This is a genomic window from Sphingomonas chlorellae (assembly GCF_056485145.1).
The window spans coordinates 1-14,917 of sequence record NZ_JBQXXM010000002.1; the positions used below are offsets into that span (position 1 = coordinate 1).

Annotated in this window: 16 protein-coding genes and 1 pseudogene; 12 read left to right on the plus strand and 5 right to left on the minus strand. The window is 65.0% G+C overall.

Going from position 1 to position 14,917, the window contains the following annotated elements; translation table 11 throughout:
* Both ACT3CF_RS06620 and ACT3CF_RS06625 read left to right on the plus strand, forming a co-directional pair.
* A pseudogene (locus tag ACT3CF_RS06620) lies at positions 1-695 on the plus strand (hypothetical protein); the annotation flags it as partial.
* Positions 695-1,042, plus strand: a complete 348-nt coding sequence (locus ACT3CF_RS06625) for a hypothetical protein (protein WP_478421397.1) — start codon at positions 695-697, stop codon at positions 1,040-1,042. The pseudogene ACT3CF_RS06620 and the gene ACT3CF_RS06625, both read left to right, overlap by 1 nt.
* 90 nt (positions 1,043-1,132) lie before the next feature.
* Here ACT3CF_RS06625 and ACT3CF_RS06630 read toward each other — a convergent pair whose 3' ends face one another.
* On the minus strand, positions 1,133-1,681 hold the full coding sequence (locus ACT3CF_RS06630) for a hypothetical protein (protein ID WP_478421399.1): 549 nt from the start codon (positions 1,679-1,681) through the stop codon (positions 1,133-1,135).
* Between the two features lie 234 nt (positions 1,682-1,915).
* Between ACT3CF_RS06630 and ACT3CF_RS06635 the strand changes: the two genes are divergently transcribed.
* The 7 genes from ACT3CF_RS06635 to ACT3CF_RS06665 all read left to right on the plus strand — a co-directional run bounded on the left by ACT3CF_RS06635 (position 1,916) and on the right by ACT3CF_RS06665 (position 7,040).
* Positions 1,916-2,599 carry a LysM peptidoglycan-binding domain-containing protein gene (locus ACT3CF_RS06635; RefSeq protein ID WP_478421401.1) on the plus strand — a complete coding sequence of 228 codons (684 nt, stop codon included), beginning with the start codon at positions 1,916-1,918 and terminating at the stop codon, positions 2,597-2,599.
* Between the two features lie 17 nt (positions 2,600-2,616).
* Positions 2,617-3,777, plus strand: coding sequence for a NucA/NucB deoxyribonuclease domain-containing protein (locus ACT3CF_RS06640; protein ID WP_478421402.1), 1,161 nt, complete (start codon positions 2,617-2,619; stop codon positions 3,775-3,777).
* A gap of 11 nt (positions 3,778-3,788) precedes the next feature.
* Positions 3,789-4,361: an SMI1/KNR4 family protein gene (locus ACT3CF_RS06645; RefSeq protein WP_478421403.1), complete on the plus strand. Its 573-nt coding sequence runs from the start codon at positions 3,789-3,791 to the stop codon at positions 4,359-4,361.
* 294 nt (positions 4,362-4,655) lie between these two features.
* Positions 4,656-5,827, plus strand: a protein-coding gene (locus ACT3CF_RS06650) for an IS3 family transposase (protein ID WP_478421404.1) whose coding sequence is annotated in 2 segments (ribosomal slippage) — positions 4,656-4,920 and positions 4,920-5,827 — 1,173 coding nt in all. Because the reading frame shifts where the segments join, the coding sequence is not laid out codon by codon here.
* Positions 5,828-5,985: 158 nt separating this feature from the next.
* A complete protein-coding gene (locus tag ACT3CF_RS06655; protein WP_478421406.1) occupies positions 5,986-6,357 on the plus strand; it encodes a hypothetical protein in 372 nt (123 codons plus the stop codon).
* 5 nt (positions 6,358-6,362) lie between these two features.
* A complete protein-coding gene (locus ACT3CF_RS06660; protein WP_478421407.1) occupies positions 6,363-6,593 on the plus strand; it encodes an HNH endonuclease in 231 nt (76 codons plus the stop codon).
* Positions 6,594-6,596: 3 nt separating this feature from the next.
* Positions 6,597-7,040 carry an SMI1/KNR4 family protein gene (locus ACT3CF_RS06665; RefSeq protein WP_478421409.1) on the plus strand — a complete coding sequence of 148 codons (444 nt, stop codon included), beginning with the start codon at positions 6,597-6,599 and terminating at the stop codon, positions 7,038-7,040.
* 192 nt (positions 7,041-7,232) lie between these two features.
* Here ACT3CF_RS06665 and ACT3CF_RS06670 read toward each other — a convergent pair whose 3' ends face one another.
* On the minus strand, positions 7,233-7,928 hold the full coding sequence (locus ACT3CF_RS06670) for a helix-turn-helix domain-containing protein (RefSeq protein WP_478421411.1): 696 nt from the start codon (positions 7,926-7,928) through the stop codon (positions 7,233-7,235).
* Between the two features lie 282 nt (positions 7,929-8,210).
* Between ACT3CF_RS06670 and ACT3CF_RS06675 the strand changes: the two genes are divergently transcribed.
* A complete protein-coding gene (locus ACT3CF_RS06675; protein ID WP_478421912.1) occupies positions 8,211-8,696 on the plus strand; it encodes a Dps family protein in 486 nt (161 codons plus the stop codon).
* A gap of 117 nt (positions 8,697-8,813) precedes the next feature.
* Here the strand turns inward: ACT3CF_RS06675 and ACT3CF_RS06680 are convergent, their stop codons facing one another.
* On the minus strand, positions 8,814-9,269 hold the full coding sequence (locus ACT3CF_RS06680) for a cysteine hydrolase family protein (RefSeq protein ID WP_478421412.1): 456 nt from the start codon (positions 9,267-9,269) through the stop codon (positions 8,814-8,816).
* A 171-nt stretch (positions 9,270-9,440) separates the two neighbouring features.
* Here ACT3CF_RS06680 and ACT3CF_RS06685 point away from each other — a divergent pair, with 171 nt between their 5' ends.
* Positions 9,441-10,190 (plus strand): sulfite exporter TauE/SafE family protein, encoded by a 750-nt coding sequence (locus ACT3CF_RS06685; RefSeq protein ID WP_478421414.1) that lies wholly within the window; start codon positions 9,441-9,443, stop codon positions 10,188-10,190.
* A gap of 101 nt (positions 10,191-10,291) precedes the next feature.
* Here the strand turns inward: ACT3CF_RS06685 and ACT3CF_RS06690 are convergent, their stop codons facing one another.
* Positions 10,292-11,212 carry a LysR family transcriptional regulator gene (locus ACT3CF_RS06690; protein WP_478421416.1) on the minus strand — a complete coding sequence of 307 codons (921 nt, stop codon included), beginning with the start codon at positions 11,210-11,212 and terminating at the stop codon, positions 10,292-10,294.
* 99 nt (positions 11,213-11,311) lie between these two features.
* On the opposite strand from ACT3CF_RS06690, the gene ACT3CF_RS06695 reads away from it, so the two are divergent.
* Entirely contained in the window at positions 11,312-11,641 is a 330-nt protein-coding gene (locus ACT3CF_RS06695; RefSeq protein ID WP_478421418.1) for a nuclear transport factor 2 family protein, read from the plus strand.
* A 301-nt stretch (positions 11,642-11,942) separates the two neighbouring features.
* Here ACT3CF_RS06695 and ACT3CF_RS06700 read toward each other — a convergent pair whose 3' ends face one another.
* A complete protein-coding gene (locus ACT3CF_RS06700; protein ID WP_478421419.1) occupies positions 11,943-14,888 on the minus strand; it encodes a TonB-dependent receptor domain-containing protein in 2,946 nt (981 codons plus the stop codon).
* Between the last annotated feature and the right edge of the window lie 29 nt (positions 14,889-14,917).

The following is a 14,917-nucleotide window of genomic DNA, read 5'->3' on the forward strand; positions in this document are numbered from 1 at the left end:
GGCTGAAGGGCTTTGGCGGGGCGGTGGTGCGCAACGCCGCCGCCGGCCTGGCGGGCGCCGCCACGCGCAGCCTGCTCGACGGCACCGACTTCGGCGACAACATCCTCGCCGCACTGCCCGACGTCATCGGCGGTACCATCGGGAACCTGGTCGCTGGCGCCGTCGCAGGTGGTGGCAAGATGTCGCCGGGTGAACAGGCGCTCGTCGCCGAGGCAGAAAAGAGCGCCAATCGGGTTTCTGCTGCTGAAGCGGATCGTCGTTATCGTGGAGAGCTAGTGAATTTGGCCGTCGCGTTCGCTGAGGTTGAACAGGCTGCGGCACAGTCCGAATATGGCGACATCGTCGTGACTGGGCAGCTTCGGAACGCACTGTATACTCGTGGGGTTGACCAGCCGCTGTTCTTTCAGATCGGCGGAGGCTCCTCTCGCAATTCTCGCGCGCGTATCGGAGGCAACGGCGGGCCGCCTCTGGAGGACTGGCGGGCGCTGCGCCAGATCGGTGTGCCGCAGATGAACGGTCCTGCTGGCGCCATCTTTGGCGTGCTCGACAATCTGTTCGACGCACCGATCGCACGCAAGGGTATTAACACATTCCAGGTCAGGCAGTTCTATACGTCGCCGAAGGTTCAATCCGTGTTTATTGTCAGGCCGACCAGCATGGGCGGCTCCTACTTCCTACCAATGAGAAGCCGCTGATGGCCTACATCCCCCAAACCTTAGGTGAACTTAGCGATCAATTCGCAGTTATGGCAACAAGAGCTCCCCGTTATGAACAAATGTATAACCCTGATGGCAGTCCGGAGGAGGAGTTCGAGATAACACGGAAGGGGTTGACGAACGTCCGATCGAAGCTGGGTGAACGAGCATATGAATATCTACTAGCTCGAGTCGAGGAGAACTGGCATCGGCTTCAATCAGGAGACCCAGAAGATCTCCGGCAGCTCAAGCTTAGTTTCGGCGAAATGCAACACTTCTTGCAGGCAAAGCATTATAAGGCAGATAATATCACAAGTGACCTGATCGCCCATACCAGCGTTCGCTAGGATTCTGCCAGATGGTTGTCTGACCTCTGGTCTGCTAAATACTTGGCTTGATCGCAGTGTGAAGTTGGCCGCACGGGGTCTCCGGCTTCGTCACCTGTACGATCTGGAGGGGGGGGCGCGTGGAGACCAGCCGAGTCCGGTATCGTGCCCGTCGATCGCGCCGATCTGTGCGCCGTCGCGGATGCCTAGCGCCTCGGCGAGGCTCGCGCGGCTATCGGTATAGATGGCGGCGTGGGATCGGGCGCGGCTGATGGCGACATAGGCGGCGCCGGCATCGACGGTGTTGGCGCGGAAGCTCTCCAGATGGGCGATGACGCGCTCGGCGGTCGTCCCTTGCGCGCTGTGGATGGTGCGGACCCAACCGTGTCGGATATGGCGATCGGCGAGGTGCGCCAGATCGAGCCTCTGGCAGGTGCCGTCGCCGTGCTCGACCCAGAGGCCGGCGCCGCGCGGATCGACCGCGACGACGGTCGCGACCTGGCCGTTCAGGCGGTGCGCGCGGTAGTTGTTGCGGGTGAACTGCACCTTGTCGCCGGCGCGGAACTCGGCCTCATGTTCGGTGAAGGCCTCGGCATGGTCGGCGCCCCAGCGGGCGGGATTCCAGGGGATCGTCTTGTCGCTGGGGCCGATCAGCCGCACGGCGCCGGTCTCGGCATCGACCTGCTCCAGCCGGTAGCCGATGCCGGGGCGCGGCTGCCCCTTGGCGCCCTTGCGGAACGTGACGATCTGCCTCGCCGCGGCGCGGCGCGAGCGGCAGCGCCGGTCCTCCTACTGCGTTGCGGCGCTGCGGGTGGCCCTGCCTCGAAAGGTGCGTCTGCCGGTCGATTCCGCCGTCCGTCCCGTTGACCGGGTTCGTCCGGCGGCGGTTATACGGTGCGGGCGGGCGAGACGCTGCAGTCGATCGCGCAGGCGGTGTGGGGGGACGCCAATCTTTGGTACCGGCTGGCGCAGGCGAATGGCCTGTCGGGACCGGCGGGTGTGGTGGAGGGGCAGCGGCTGACCCTTCCGTCTGGGGTGCAGCGTTCGAGTTTCAACGCGGCGACGCTGAACCCCTATGACCCGGCAGAGGCGCAGGGGGACACCAACCCGACGACGCCGACGCCGCAGGCGCCGTCGAAGCGCAACAAATGCGGGGTGTTCGGCCAGATCCTGCTGGTAGTCATTGCCGTGGCGGTTTCGATCGCGACCTATGGCGCGCTTGGCGGCACGGCGCTGACGGGGCTCAACGCGGTGGCGGCGGGCGCGGCGTCGGGCGCGGCGGGCTCGATCGTCAGCCAGGGTGTCGGGGTGGCGACGGGGATCCAGGACAGCTTCAGCTGGGAAGGGGTTGCGCTGTCGGCGATCGGCGGCGGGGTGGGGGCGGGGCTTGGCCAGATCGGCGGAGCGGTCGGCAAGGTCCTCAACGCCAACGGGTTCGTCAGCGGCGCGGTGCGGGGCGTGGTGGGGAGCGCGATCACGCAAGGGATCGGGGTGGTGACGGGGCTGCAATCGAAGTTCGACTGGGTCGGGGTTGCGGCCGCGGGCGTGGCGGGGGGTGTGTCGAGCGAGATCGGCTGAAGGGCTTTGGCGGGGCGGTGGTGCGCAACGCCGCCGCCGGCCTGGCGGGCGCCGCCACGCGCAGCCTGCTCGACGGCACCGACTTCGGCGACAACATCCTCGCCGCACTGCCCGACGTCATCGGCGGTACCATCGGCAATCTCGTGGCCGATCGCCTGGGAGCGCCGGGGCGCTTGACAGAGCGGGCAAAAGCGCTCGCAGGTGCGCTCGATCCGACGATCCTGGAGGACCCGAAGCGCTTCGCGTCGTTCCGCAGCGATTACAAGACGACCCTCAAGCTGATCGAGCGGCAAGCCGGCGGCGACAGTTCGAGCCTCCTCGCCCGCCGGATCGCCGAAAGTGAAGGACGGCTGCTGGCTGCGGCACCGGACGCCGCTCCACAACCGTCGATACAGCCTGGGTCAGGCGAACCCAGCGATATCGTGGTCACGGCAGATCGCATCCTGATGAGCTTCGAGCGTCAGATGGACACGGCCACCAGAGACCGGTTCGCTGCTTGGGCTACCAAGCTTCAGGCTGACCGCTACGCCTATGAGGACAGCCACCCAGGATATACCTATGAAATCCTGCCCACCGAACGAGCGACAGCGCTGGATTATCTGATCAAGGCGCCGTTACTCAGCGCCGGTTCGTCCGTATATGACAACGCTCCTATCGTGGGCACAGCCAAGAACGCCGCACAGCTCTATACCGGCCGCGATGTCGTCACCGGCGATCATGTCAATCGCTGGGTCGAAGGTGGAACACTCGCAATCAGCCTTATCCCGTTCGGTAAAACCGCTGGAAAAGCCGTTTTCGGATTGGGTGAAAGGGCGCTCGGGCGGGCCGTAGAGCGCGAATTGCCCACGATTGCGTTCAGTAAAACGCACACCCCTGGAATCGCCGACAATATTGAGGCCGCCTTTGCTGACGGTCACCCGTCGGTTTTGAACCGCCTCGAAGGCCGAGACGCTATCCGAGCCCAGCGTGCTGACGCCCTTGCTGGGCGGGCTAGGCCACCATCAGGTTATTCGTTGGACGAGTTCCCGTTCGCGTCTAGCCAGCAGGGCGGCGCCGGGGCGAGAGTTGCGCATGTGCCTGTGACAGAGCAGAACATTCAAGGTGGAATGCTCTCCAGTTTTTATCAAAAATATGGCATCATACATGGTGATCCATTTAAGATGATTGTGGTACCGTGAACACTATGAACATGGCTCTCGAAGCGCTGATCGATCGTATTTTTGACCAACTACGACAGCTTGGATCGGTGCTTCCAGGTAAGCGCCGTGCTGGGCTGCGTCCTGAGCAGGTGCAGAGTGCCATTCATGGTTTGGGCCTGGATGTGCCTGATGAACTGCTGGCAGTGTATAGCTGCTGTGACGGCACCTCTACTTATGAAGGCGATGCCCTAGACGAGATTCAGTTCTTCCCCGGATTCTATTGGATGAGCCTCGCTGATGTCCTGCAAGTCTATCGGGCAATCTCGAAGGGCGACCAGTGGAATCGTGCGTGGCTTCCCATTTTTGCAAATGGCGGTGGCGATTTTTACGCGATAGTTTGCGACAAAGCATCTCCCTATTTTGGAGAGGTCGTTGGGTTTGTACTCGGAGAGCCGGATCAGATCATTGAGTTTGAGAATATTGTGATTCTGCTTGAAACCATCGAACGCTCGTTCGCGGAAGGCATATTTTTTGCTTCTGAGGGCAGGCTGAAAGCTGACTATCCTAAGATGCGGACAATCGCGCGTCAGCTACAACCAAGTTTCATGGAGCATGATGCATAGGCCTGCGCAGGCTAATTTGTTGCCGCAGAGACTGCTGTGTCCAGAGGTTGGAGCGTTGGGGACGACATTTACACACTCACCAAGTCGGGGAACGAACCGGCCTGGTCCACCGTCAGGGGGAGATTCTGGAAAAACGAGGCCGCTAGGTCGTGAACCCATAAACGGGCGTCAGGGGCGAACCTCTTCGCCAGCCGCATAACGTGGTAGATCAGCGGCTGCATCGTTGAGGGCTGAGGTGGTCCCGGAAAACTGGACAGGATGCTAAGCTAATCCCGACGTGAGGAACGAACGGGAATGAAGGCGACGAGGAAGCGCTACGGCGCGGATTTCAAGGCGAAGGTGGCGCTGGAGGCAATCCGTGGGGATCTGACGCTGGCGGAGCTGGCGGCGAAGCATGGGGTGCATCACACGATGATCGCGGCGTGGAAGCGTCAGGCGATCGAGGGGATGTCGGCGACGTTCTCCGGCGCGGGTGATGCGGCGCGAGCTGCCAGCGACGCCGAGGTGGACAAGCTGCACGCGAAGATCGGGCAGCTCTTGGTGGAGCGGGATTTTTTAGCGAAGGCCTCCGGTCGATGAGCGTGGCACGGAGGCGGGAGTGGATCGATCCTGCTCACCACTGCCTGTCGATCGCGGCGCAATGCCGGCTGCTGTCGATCAGCCGGTCGAGCTACTATTACGTGCCGGTGCCGGAGACGGAAGAGACGCTGGTGCTGATGCGGGTGATCGACGCGGCGTTCCTCGACATGCCCTGGTATGGCAGCCGCCAGATGGTCCGGCATCTGCGCCGCAATGGCCATGATGTTGGACGACGACGGGTGCGGCGGCTGATGGCGAAGATGGGGCTGTCGCCGATCTACCAGCGGCCGCGCACGAGTGATCCGCACCCGCAGCACAGGGTCCATCCCTATTTGCTGCGCAAGCTGGCGATCGAGCGGCCGAACCATGTCTGGTGCGCTGATGTGACCTACCTCCCGATGCGCCGGGGCTTCCTGTATCTGGTCGCGATCATGGACTGGGCGACGCGCAAGGTGCTGGCATGGCGGCTGTCGAACACCATGGACGCGGGCTTCTGCGTCGCGGCGCTGGAGGAAGCGCTTGCGCGCTTCGGAAGGCCTGAGATCTTCAATACCGATCAGGGCAGCCAGTTTACCAGCTTCGCCTTCACCAGCGTGCTGCGCGGCGCCAAGGTGCGGATCAGCATGGACGGCCGGGGCCGCTGGATGGACAATGTCTTCATCGAGCGGCTCTGGCGATCGCTCAAGTACGAATGCGTCTATCTGCACGCCTTCGAGACCGGCTCGGAGTTGCGCGCTGGTCTTGGCCGGTGGATCACCTATTACCATCACCAGCGACCCCACTCGGGCCTGGTCGGGCGAACCCCGGCGGAAGCCTATGGGTGGATCGGCGCTTCAGATCATGGGGGGCATGCCCCCCATGATCTGATGACCAGAATGGCGGCATGAACGACAACCCGGATTAGCTTAGCTCAGCCGCAAAACTGTCCAAATAGCCGGGACCACCTCAATCAGCCGCCGGCCTGGCTTGGCGGCAACTCGAATCTTCCGCCTAATTTGTTCGTTCCGAGGTAGGTGCAACAATGGATCAACGTCTTAGATCGATCGTGAGCGATCTGCGAAACAAGGGGTCGAGCGAAGCAGTCGATTGGCTGACTGAGCACTATCCTGCCGGCGGTGCGAACTCCGGCGAGGCCTTCACGATCATCTCGCATCTCTCGTGGAAAAAGCCCGACCAGCGGCGCTTGGCGGACCACTATCTGAGCGGTTTACCCTTTGCCAGTGCGCGGCCTTATGAGGCCTTTGCATCGTTCATGAAGGTGCCTTTGCTGATCGAAATCATGCGGAAATATCTGCCGACGGGCGATCGCAGGCAGTTGTTCGAATATCACGCTGCGCCGGTGCTGACGCGGGCTGCGAAGACCCCGGAAGAACGGGAAGCGGTGGAGAGCTTCCTTGCTGAGGTGAAAGCAAGATAAAAGAAATGGTGGCCTGCTGCCGGTTTCCCGGAATTCTCGGCTTATGCAACGCAGGCCGTGACAATCAATCAGACCGGGCAGGGGGTGAACGTCTGGCGAACGCTCCCGCAGGGTTAAGAACTACGCCAAAGGGATATACTTGGCATCATCATCAGGATGGTATGACAATGCATTTTGATACCTCGCGACATCCACCGTGCGACTGGACACACGGGCGGCGTTGGCTTGAAGGATAAACCATGATCAGAATATGCGAAAAAGGCGAAACCATAACCTCTGACGATATAATGGCGGCCGAGGTAAGGCTAAAAATTGTCATCCCTGAGCCATACCGATCTTTTTTGTTGGAGAATAACGGCGGAAGACCCGAGCCTAGTGGTGTAGATATTATGGAATTCTCGGGTGGTGAGGTGGACATTGCTTGGTTTACGGCGATACGTGACAAAGAAGATAGCAATACAATCGACTCTAATTTGAACATCCTTAGAGAAGGGTACCCTGAAAAGCACGTTCTTCCCATAGCAACTGACTCCGGAGGAGGTATATTATGCATCGATCTCGAAGAAGAAAAAGGCTTTCCGGTGGTCTATTTTGAATGGGGTGGCGCGTGGCAGGGTGATCCCTGCGAGCCACTTTTTGTTGCACCTGACTTTAATGCATTTCTGGATATGATTCACGAATAATATTCTCAAAAGCCACCTTCACTGTCGTTACTGTTCGCACTCGCTTTGCTCGTGCGGTGTGCGGCACTCACGCCGGAGGCGTAAGGAATGTAAAGCACCGTACGCACAGGTGCTGTGCGGAAAAGTAGCGCTTCTCCAATGGCTTGCGCTGGGTACCATGTCACCCGCCGGACATGAGTGTTGTCACCCCTGTCACCTAGGGCGTTGCGGCTCTCGCTGAATGTCCCGGAGTTCTGCGGTTCCTGACCGGGTGTCATGGGTGACGGCGGGGTCGCCGGGGTGCCATTGGCGGCGCCAGGCGAGCGGCGTTGTTCCCACCCAGCGGCGGAACAGTCGCGTCAGGTGCGCCTGATCGGTGAGGCCGCACGCGCCGGCGATCTGTGCCAGCGTGTCGCGCGAGCCGAGCATCAGTTGCTGCGCGCGGCGGACGCGCTGGCGCGTGACATAGGCGTGCGGCGTCTCGCCCAGGCTTGCCTTGAACGCGCGGCAGAAATGCCCCGCGCTGAGCTGGGCCACCGCGGCGAGCCCGGCGGTGACGAGCGGCTGATCGAGATGGCGCGCGACATGATCGGTCACGCGCCGCAACTGCCAGCCGGCGAGCCCGCCGCGCGCCGTGCCGGGCAGGACGAGCCGGTCGGGGACCAGCGCGGGCGCCGGATCTGCCGGGGACGGGGACGGAGGCGCGACGCGCGGCGCGCGGGGCGCGTCGAGCAGGTGCGCCAGCCGTTCGAGATAGCGCCGCGCGCGCCCCGGATCGCCGTCGAGCGCGGCGATCGCGCCGTCGATCAGCCCGGCGAGCGTCGCGGGGCAGGGACGCGGGGCCGGGGGGCCGGACGCACCGGACGCACCGGACGCGCCGGCGGCGAAGGGGGAGTGGAACTGCGCCATTCCGCAAGGGTGCCGCGTCGCCGCGCCGCCGCCCAGCCCAGCCCGGGACGGTGCGGCACCCCCCAAATGGGGGAGGCCGGGGCAGGCGCAGCCCTGTCCAAATCACCGGCGGGTTCGCCAAGACGCGCGCGGGCGGCGGCGGCACGGTGCGACCGAAGCGGGCCGCGCGTGCGGCGCGCCGGAGGAGCCGAGACGATGACCGATGCCGCCCAGCCGCATGCCGATGATGCCACGCCCGCCCCGCCCGCCCCGCCTGCCCCGCGCGATCCGCGCGCCGAGCGGATGGCGCCGCTCGCCACCCCCAGCCGCCTGGGCGAGGCGGCGACGCGCGACCTTTCGACGGGGCTGACCGCGCTGCTCGCCGACCTGTTCGCGCTGTATGTGAAGACCAAGAATTTCCACTGGCACGTCTCCGGGCCGTGGTTCCCCGACTATCACCGGATGTTCGACGCGCAGGCGAGCGAGATCCTGGCGACGACCGACGCGGTCGCCGAACGCGTGCGCAAGATCGGCGGGACGACGATCCGGTCGATCGCGCACATCGCGCGGGTGCAGCGCGTGCTCGACAACGACGCCGATTATGTCGACGCCGCCGACATGCTTGCCGAACTGCGCGACGACAATGGCGACCTGGCGCGGCGGCTGCATGCGCTCCACACGCTGTGCGACGCGCATGGCGACATCGCGACCGCCGGGCTGATCGAGAACTGGATCGACGCCGCCGAGGGCCGCCGCTGGTTCCTGTTCGAAGCCTCGCGGCGGCGGTGAGCGCGCGCCGGCCCGAGCGTCTTCACCCGGGGCGAAGACGCGCCGGAGGGCCGGTGCCGCATTTGCCGAGGCGTCGACCGGAGACGGGCGGCTTGAACCGGTCGACTCGACCATGCCCTAACCCACCAGCCGCACCGGCGCGTGCCCGAACCGGTCGGCGACGACCCGCTCGATCGGGTGCACGATGCCGCGGGTGAGCGCGCGCGGCACGTTCACGGCAAAGCCGCGCGCGACCAGCCCCTCGATCGCCCAGCGCACGCAATAGTCGGCGGCGACACCGATCACCGTCGCTTCGGTGATGCCGGCGGCCTTCAACCCCGCGAAGAAGGCGTCGCGTTCCCGGGCCTTGCCGGTGGCGGGCGTTGCCACCGGCAGATCGCGCTCGGCCCACATGTCGAACACGCCCTTTTCCAGCCGGTGCACCGGGATGCCGGGCGCGATCGCCGCCGCATCGAGCACATTGGCCCATCCGGGCGTGCCGCGGACGCAATGGATCGGGAACTGCGCAGCCTCCGCCGACGCCGGATAGCGATCGGCGCAATGCGTGTCGAAGGTGAACAGCACCCCCGGCATGGAACAGGACTTTCTGGGATTCGACTGGGGCCGCCGTGTCTCGGTCGCGCCTGCGGCGGATGCGCTTCGGCTGGTGCGCGGGTGAGGTGTGGGGCGCGGGCGAGGGGCGCGGGGGACGCCGGGTCCGCCGTCGTGCATTGTGGTCGTGACGATGCGCGTTAGGATCGCTGCATGGCCGATGTCTCGCTGCCGCTGATCGCGACGATCGTTGCGACATTCTTCCTCGCCGGGATCGTCAAGGGCGTGACCGGGATGGGGTTGCCGACCGTGGCGATGGGCGTGATGGGTGCGGTGCTTTCGCCCGTCACCGCCGCGGGGCTGTTGCTGGTGCCGTCGTTCGTCACCAACATCTGGCAGCTTTTCTGGGGTGCGCGGACGGGCGCGCTGTTCCGCCGGCTCTGGGCGATGATGCTGGGGATCGTCGTGGGCACCGTCGCCGGGTCCGCGATGCTGGCGCGGGTCGACGGCGACCGCACCGTCGGCGCGCTGGGGGCGGCGCTGGCGCTCTATGCCGCATACACGCTGTTCGCGCCGGCGCGCGCGGTGCCCGAGCGGTGGGAGCCGTGGCTGTCCCCGGCGGTGGGGCTGGCCACCGGGCTGGTCACCGGGGCGACGGGCGTGTTCGTCATTCCCGCCGTGCCGTACATCCAGTCGCTGAGGCTCGAGCGCGACGACATGGTACAGGCGCTGGGCCTGTCGTTCACCATTTCCACGGTTGCGCTAGCCATCGGGCTGTACTGGCACGGCGCGGCGGCGTTCGGGAACCTGCTCGCGTCGACGCTGGCGGTCCTCCCCGCGCTGCTGGGCATGGCGGCGGGGCAGCGGCTCCGCAAACGCATCCGTCCGCCGCTGTTCCGGCGGATCTTCCTGGCTTTCCTCCTGCTGCTCGGCGCGGAGATGATCGGCCGGGCGTGGTTTTGACGCGGGCGGGGGCGCCGACACCCCCGATCGCCTGACGCTTCCCCGCCGCGATCGTCCCGTGGCGGACGCGATGCGTCGCTGGCGGCGCCGCGAGCGTCAGGTCACGGCGCCGTCGCGCCGTTCCGGGCCGAACGCGCGCGTTCGCGCGCAAGATCGACGAACAGCCTGAATGCCGCGGGCGGATTGCGGCGGCTTGGGTAATAGAGACACAACGGCGCCAGCGGCGGCGTCCATTCGGACAGCAGCCGCACCAGCCGCCCCGCCGCGATATCCTCGCGCACGTCGGATTCCATGAAGAAGCCGATCCCGGTCGAGGCGAGGACCGCCAGACGTGCCAGGCTGGCTTCGTCGAGCGTGATCGGGCCGTCGACATCGACCTGGACGGGCTGGCCTTCGGCCTCGAACTGCCAGCGGAACATCGCGCCGTTGGGCAATCGCGTGCGGATACAGGCATGTGCCAGCAGGTCGGCCGGGACGCGCGGCAGGCCGTGCCGGGCGAGATAGGCGGGCGAGGCAACCACCGCATAACGCCGCGCGGGGCCGATCGGGATCGCGATCATGTCGGTCGGGACCAGATTCTCGCTGCGTATCCCGAAGTCGAACCCTGCGGCGACGATGTCCACCAGATTGCCTTCGGTGACCAGGTCGATCCGGACTTCGGGGAAACGCCGCAGGAATTCGAGGACCAGCGGCGCCAGGATCTCGCGCCCCGCCGTCGCGAAGGTGTTGATGCGCAACGTGCCCGAGGGCGTCTCCTGCTGCGCGCGAACGGCGTCGAGCGCGCGGCGGATGTCGTTGAGCGCCGGCGTGACCTGCTCGACGAACCGGCGCCCCGCCTCGGTCAGCGCAACGCTGCGCGTGGTGCGATTGAACAGCCGCACGCCCAGTTGCGCTTCGACCGCGGCGATCGCGTTGCTGAGCGCACTGGTCGACATCCCGAGATCGAGCGCCGCGGCGCGGAACGACCCCCGGCGGCCGATGGCGAGCACCGCATCAAAATCCGTGAGACTGAAGCGTCGCATTGTCCCGATATACGCAATTCCGCGTCCCTGTTTATCCTGCTTATGCGAACATCGTCAAAGCCCTAAATCCTCGGGTGAACACCAGCGAGGAGAAGGACCGTGACGATCATCCTGCCCGATGTGATTGCCCGCTATTTCGCGGCCGACAAAAGAGCGAATGCCGAGGCGATCGCCCAATGCTTCACGCCGGACGCCGTCGTTGTCGACGAGGGCAACACCTATGCCGGGCGCGAGGCGATCCGGCGGTGGATGGCCAATGCCTCGACCCAATATTCCTATGTGGTCGAGCCGTTCGCCCTGTCCGAAGCCGACGGGCGCGTGGTGGTCACCAGCCATCTGGTCGGCAACTTTCCCGGCAGTCCGGTGGACCTGCGCTATCTGTTCGTGCTCGACGGCGACCGGATCGCCGAGCTGACGATCGTTCCCTAGCCCCGTTCCCGCCCCGCAGCGGCAAGCCGCCCCGCCAGACGCCGCTCCCGGATTGCGGGGGATAAGGGCGCCGCATGGTCCGCCAGCCCCCGGTTGCGCCGTCGCATTTCGCGGTGCCGGACGGATGGTTCGTCAAGCGGGGCGGGCCGGCAAAAGGGGACGGGCCGGGGCGCGACTTTCCGCTGGGGCTCGCGGCGGTGGGCGACGGCGCGCCGGGTTGCAGCGCCCCGGCGGACTGCAAAACGCAACGGCGCCGCGCGGGTCTCCCCGCGCGGCGCTATATGCTTTCGGCGAGGGCGCGTCAGAACTTGGCGCGCGCACCCGCGAAGAAGGTGGTGCCCGTATAGTCGGTCGGGTTCGCGAGCGAGCCGAGGTCGGGCTTCTGGTTGAACAGGTTGTTCACGCCGCCGAAGAACTGGAAGCTCTTGTTGACGTCCATGCTGGCATAGATGTTATGGATCCAGCGTTCCTTGAAATAGGCGTATTGCGGCGCGACGTAGTTGGGATTGCCCTGGAGGCGATCCTTCGAATAGCGCTCGGTCTTGTCCCACCACGACAGGCTGTAGTTGAACGAGAACGGACCGCTCGAATAGGTCACGCTGGTGAACGCCTGATATTTGGGCATGTAGGGCTGACCGCGGTCGTCGGTCGGTTCGGCGCCCGGCGTGCCGATGAAGGTCAGCTTGTCGAGATAGTTGCCGATCACGCGGATGTTGAAGTCGCCGACCTTGGGCAGCGAGAACGAGTAGTTGAGGTTGACGTCGAGGCCCGCGGTGCGGAAGTCGGCGACGTTCTGCGGAAACACGCTGAACCCGGTGATGAGGCCGGTGCCCTGCTGGCGCGTGATGGAGGTGCAGAACGGATTGTTGATCGACTGCTGGTCGACGCACAGCTCGGCAAGCTGCTGCGGCGTGACGGTGTTGATCGCGTTCTTGAGCTTGATGTTGTACCAGTCGACCGAGACCTGGAAGCCGCGCAGCATCCGCGGCTGGAGGACGACGCCCGCCGTCCAGGTGCGCGCCTCTTCGGGACGCAGCGCGGTGTTGCCGCTGGCAATGCCCGCAATGTTGACCGTGCGCGGGTCTTCATAATTGTCGATCTGGGCCTGCGTCAGCCCGGCCTGCGACAGGATCGCCTGGCAGTTGGCGGCGCGGCTCGACTTGCCGAGCCCGCGGTTCGCCACGATGCACGGATCGTCGAAGAAGGCATAGGTCTGCGATGCCGCGCTGTAGAGTTCGCCGATGTTCGGCGCGCGCACCGCCTTGGACAGTGTGCCGCGGAAGCGGAGGTCGCGGATCGGTGCCCAGGTCAGGTCGGCCTTCCACGTCGTGGTGTTGCCGATCGACGAATAGTCCGAGTAGCGCAGCGCGCCGCTGAGATCGAGCGTGTGGAAGAACGGCCGGTCCTTGAGCAGCGGCAGGTCGATTTCGCCGAACACTTCCTTGACGTCGAAGCTGCCGCGCGACGGCAGCAGCTTGTTCGAGAAGGTCAGCCCCTGCTGTTCGAGCACGTCGGGCGTGAAGCGCGAGATCTCCTTGCGATATTCGGCGCCGATCGCATAGCCGACGGCGCCGCCGGGCAGCGAGAACAGGCTGCGCAGATCACCCGTGATCGACGCCGACACGACGTGCTGGTTGATGCGCGAATGCTGCGTGGTGTTCGCGCGGATGAAGTCGAGCCCCGCCTGGCTGGTCATGTTTTCGCCGAACAGGTTGATCGGCTGGCACTGGCCGCGCGTGAAGGTGGTGGGGGAGAGCACGGTCCGCCCGCTCGAATAGGGCTGGTCCGGCGCCCAGTTCGGGTCGAGATTGGCGCGGCAGGTGATCGCGCCCGTGGGATCGCGAACGGCGTCGAGTGCCGCGAAGAAGCGGTCGCTGTAGATGTCGTTGACGAAACGATTGGTGATGTCGGTCTGGCCGAACACATAGGAAATTTCGAAATGGGTGGTGGGGCTGAAATCGCCCTTGACGCCGACGACCGAGCGCCACGTCTCGCGCTTGATGTTCTCGCCGCGCTGACCCAGGTCGAAATTGTCGCGCGTCACCAGCACACCGCCCGCCGCAGGGTCGATCGCGTTGCGGATCGCGGTGGGGATGTAGGGATTGTCCTGCGGAACGAAGAGGTAATAGTCGAAGGTCGGCTGGCCGAGCGAATAGGACTTGGTGTTGGCGTACTTGCCCTCGACGAAGAACTGCAGGCTGTCGGACACGTCATAGTGCGCGAACAGGTTGGCGACATGCCGCTGCACGCTGGGCAGCAGGTCGTTGCCATAGTCGGACACGAGCGTGTCGTCGCTGTTGCGCGTGTAGCCGCCCGGAATGTCGATCCCGCGGTTGTAGACCGCGCCGCTGCCGGTGAAATCGGGGATGCCGTCGAAATCGACGTCGACCGCCCCGACGCGCGAGGTCTGCCCATAGCGGACGCCGCTTTGCGGGATCACGTAGTAGGAGCCCGTCTGCCCCTTCACATAATTGGGGTTGCGGTAAAAGCCGACGCGGTTGGTGCCGACCAGCGCCGAGCGGTCCTTGGTGGTCAGCCGGTCGCTGTCGTTATATTCATAGGCGAGCGCGATGTTGCCACGGCCGTCGGCGAAGTTCTGGCCCGCGGTGACGGCGATCAGCCGCTGGCCGGCGTCGCCATAGCGGCTGATATTGGCCTGGGCCCGCGCGGTAATGCCCTGGAAGTTCTTCTTCATGATGAAGTTGACGACGCCCGACACGCCGTCGGCACCGTAGATCGCCGACGCGCCGCCGGTGAGGATGTCGATCTGCTCGATCAGGTCGGCGGGAATCGTGTTGATGTCGACCGCCTGGGTGCCCTCGAGCCCCGCGACATGGCGGCGGCCGTCGATCAGCAGCAGCGTGCGCTCGGTACCCAGGTTGCGCAGGTTCGCGAGGTTGAGCCCGGTGGCACCGATGCCGGCGCGATCGCCCGAATTGTCACGCGAGGTCGACGAGCCGACCAGCGCGGGCAGCCCGGTGAGGAAGTCGGTGACGTTGGTCGTGCCCGCCTGCTGAAGCGTCTGTGCGCCGAGCGACACGATCGGGCTGGCCGTTTCATAGTCGGGGCGGCGGATGCGCGAGCCGGTGACGACGATCTCGCCCGAGGTTTGCGCGGGCGCGGCTTCGGGCGCGGCGGGTGCGGCCTGATCCTGCGCATGCGCAACCGACGACATCGCGACGGCAAGCGAGAACATCGAGGCCGCGACGCGCAATGCGGTGCCGGCGGGGCGGTGGAACGAAGACATCAAGAACCCCCTTTTTCTGGTTCGTCGAA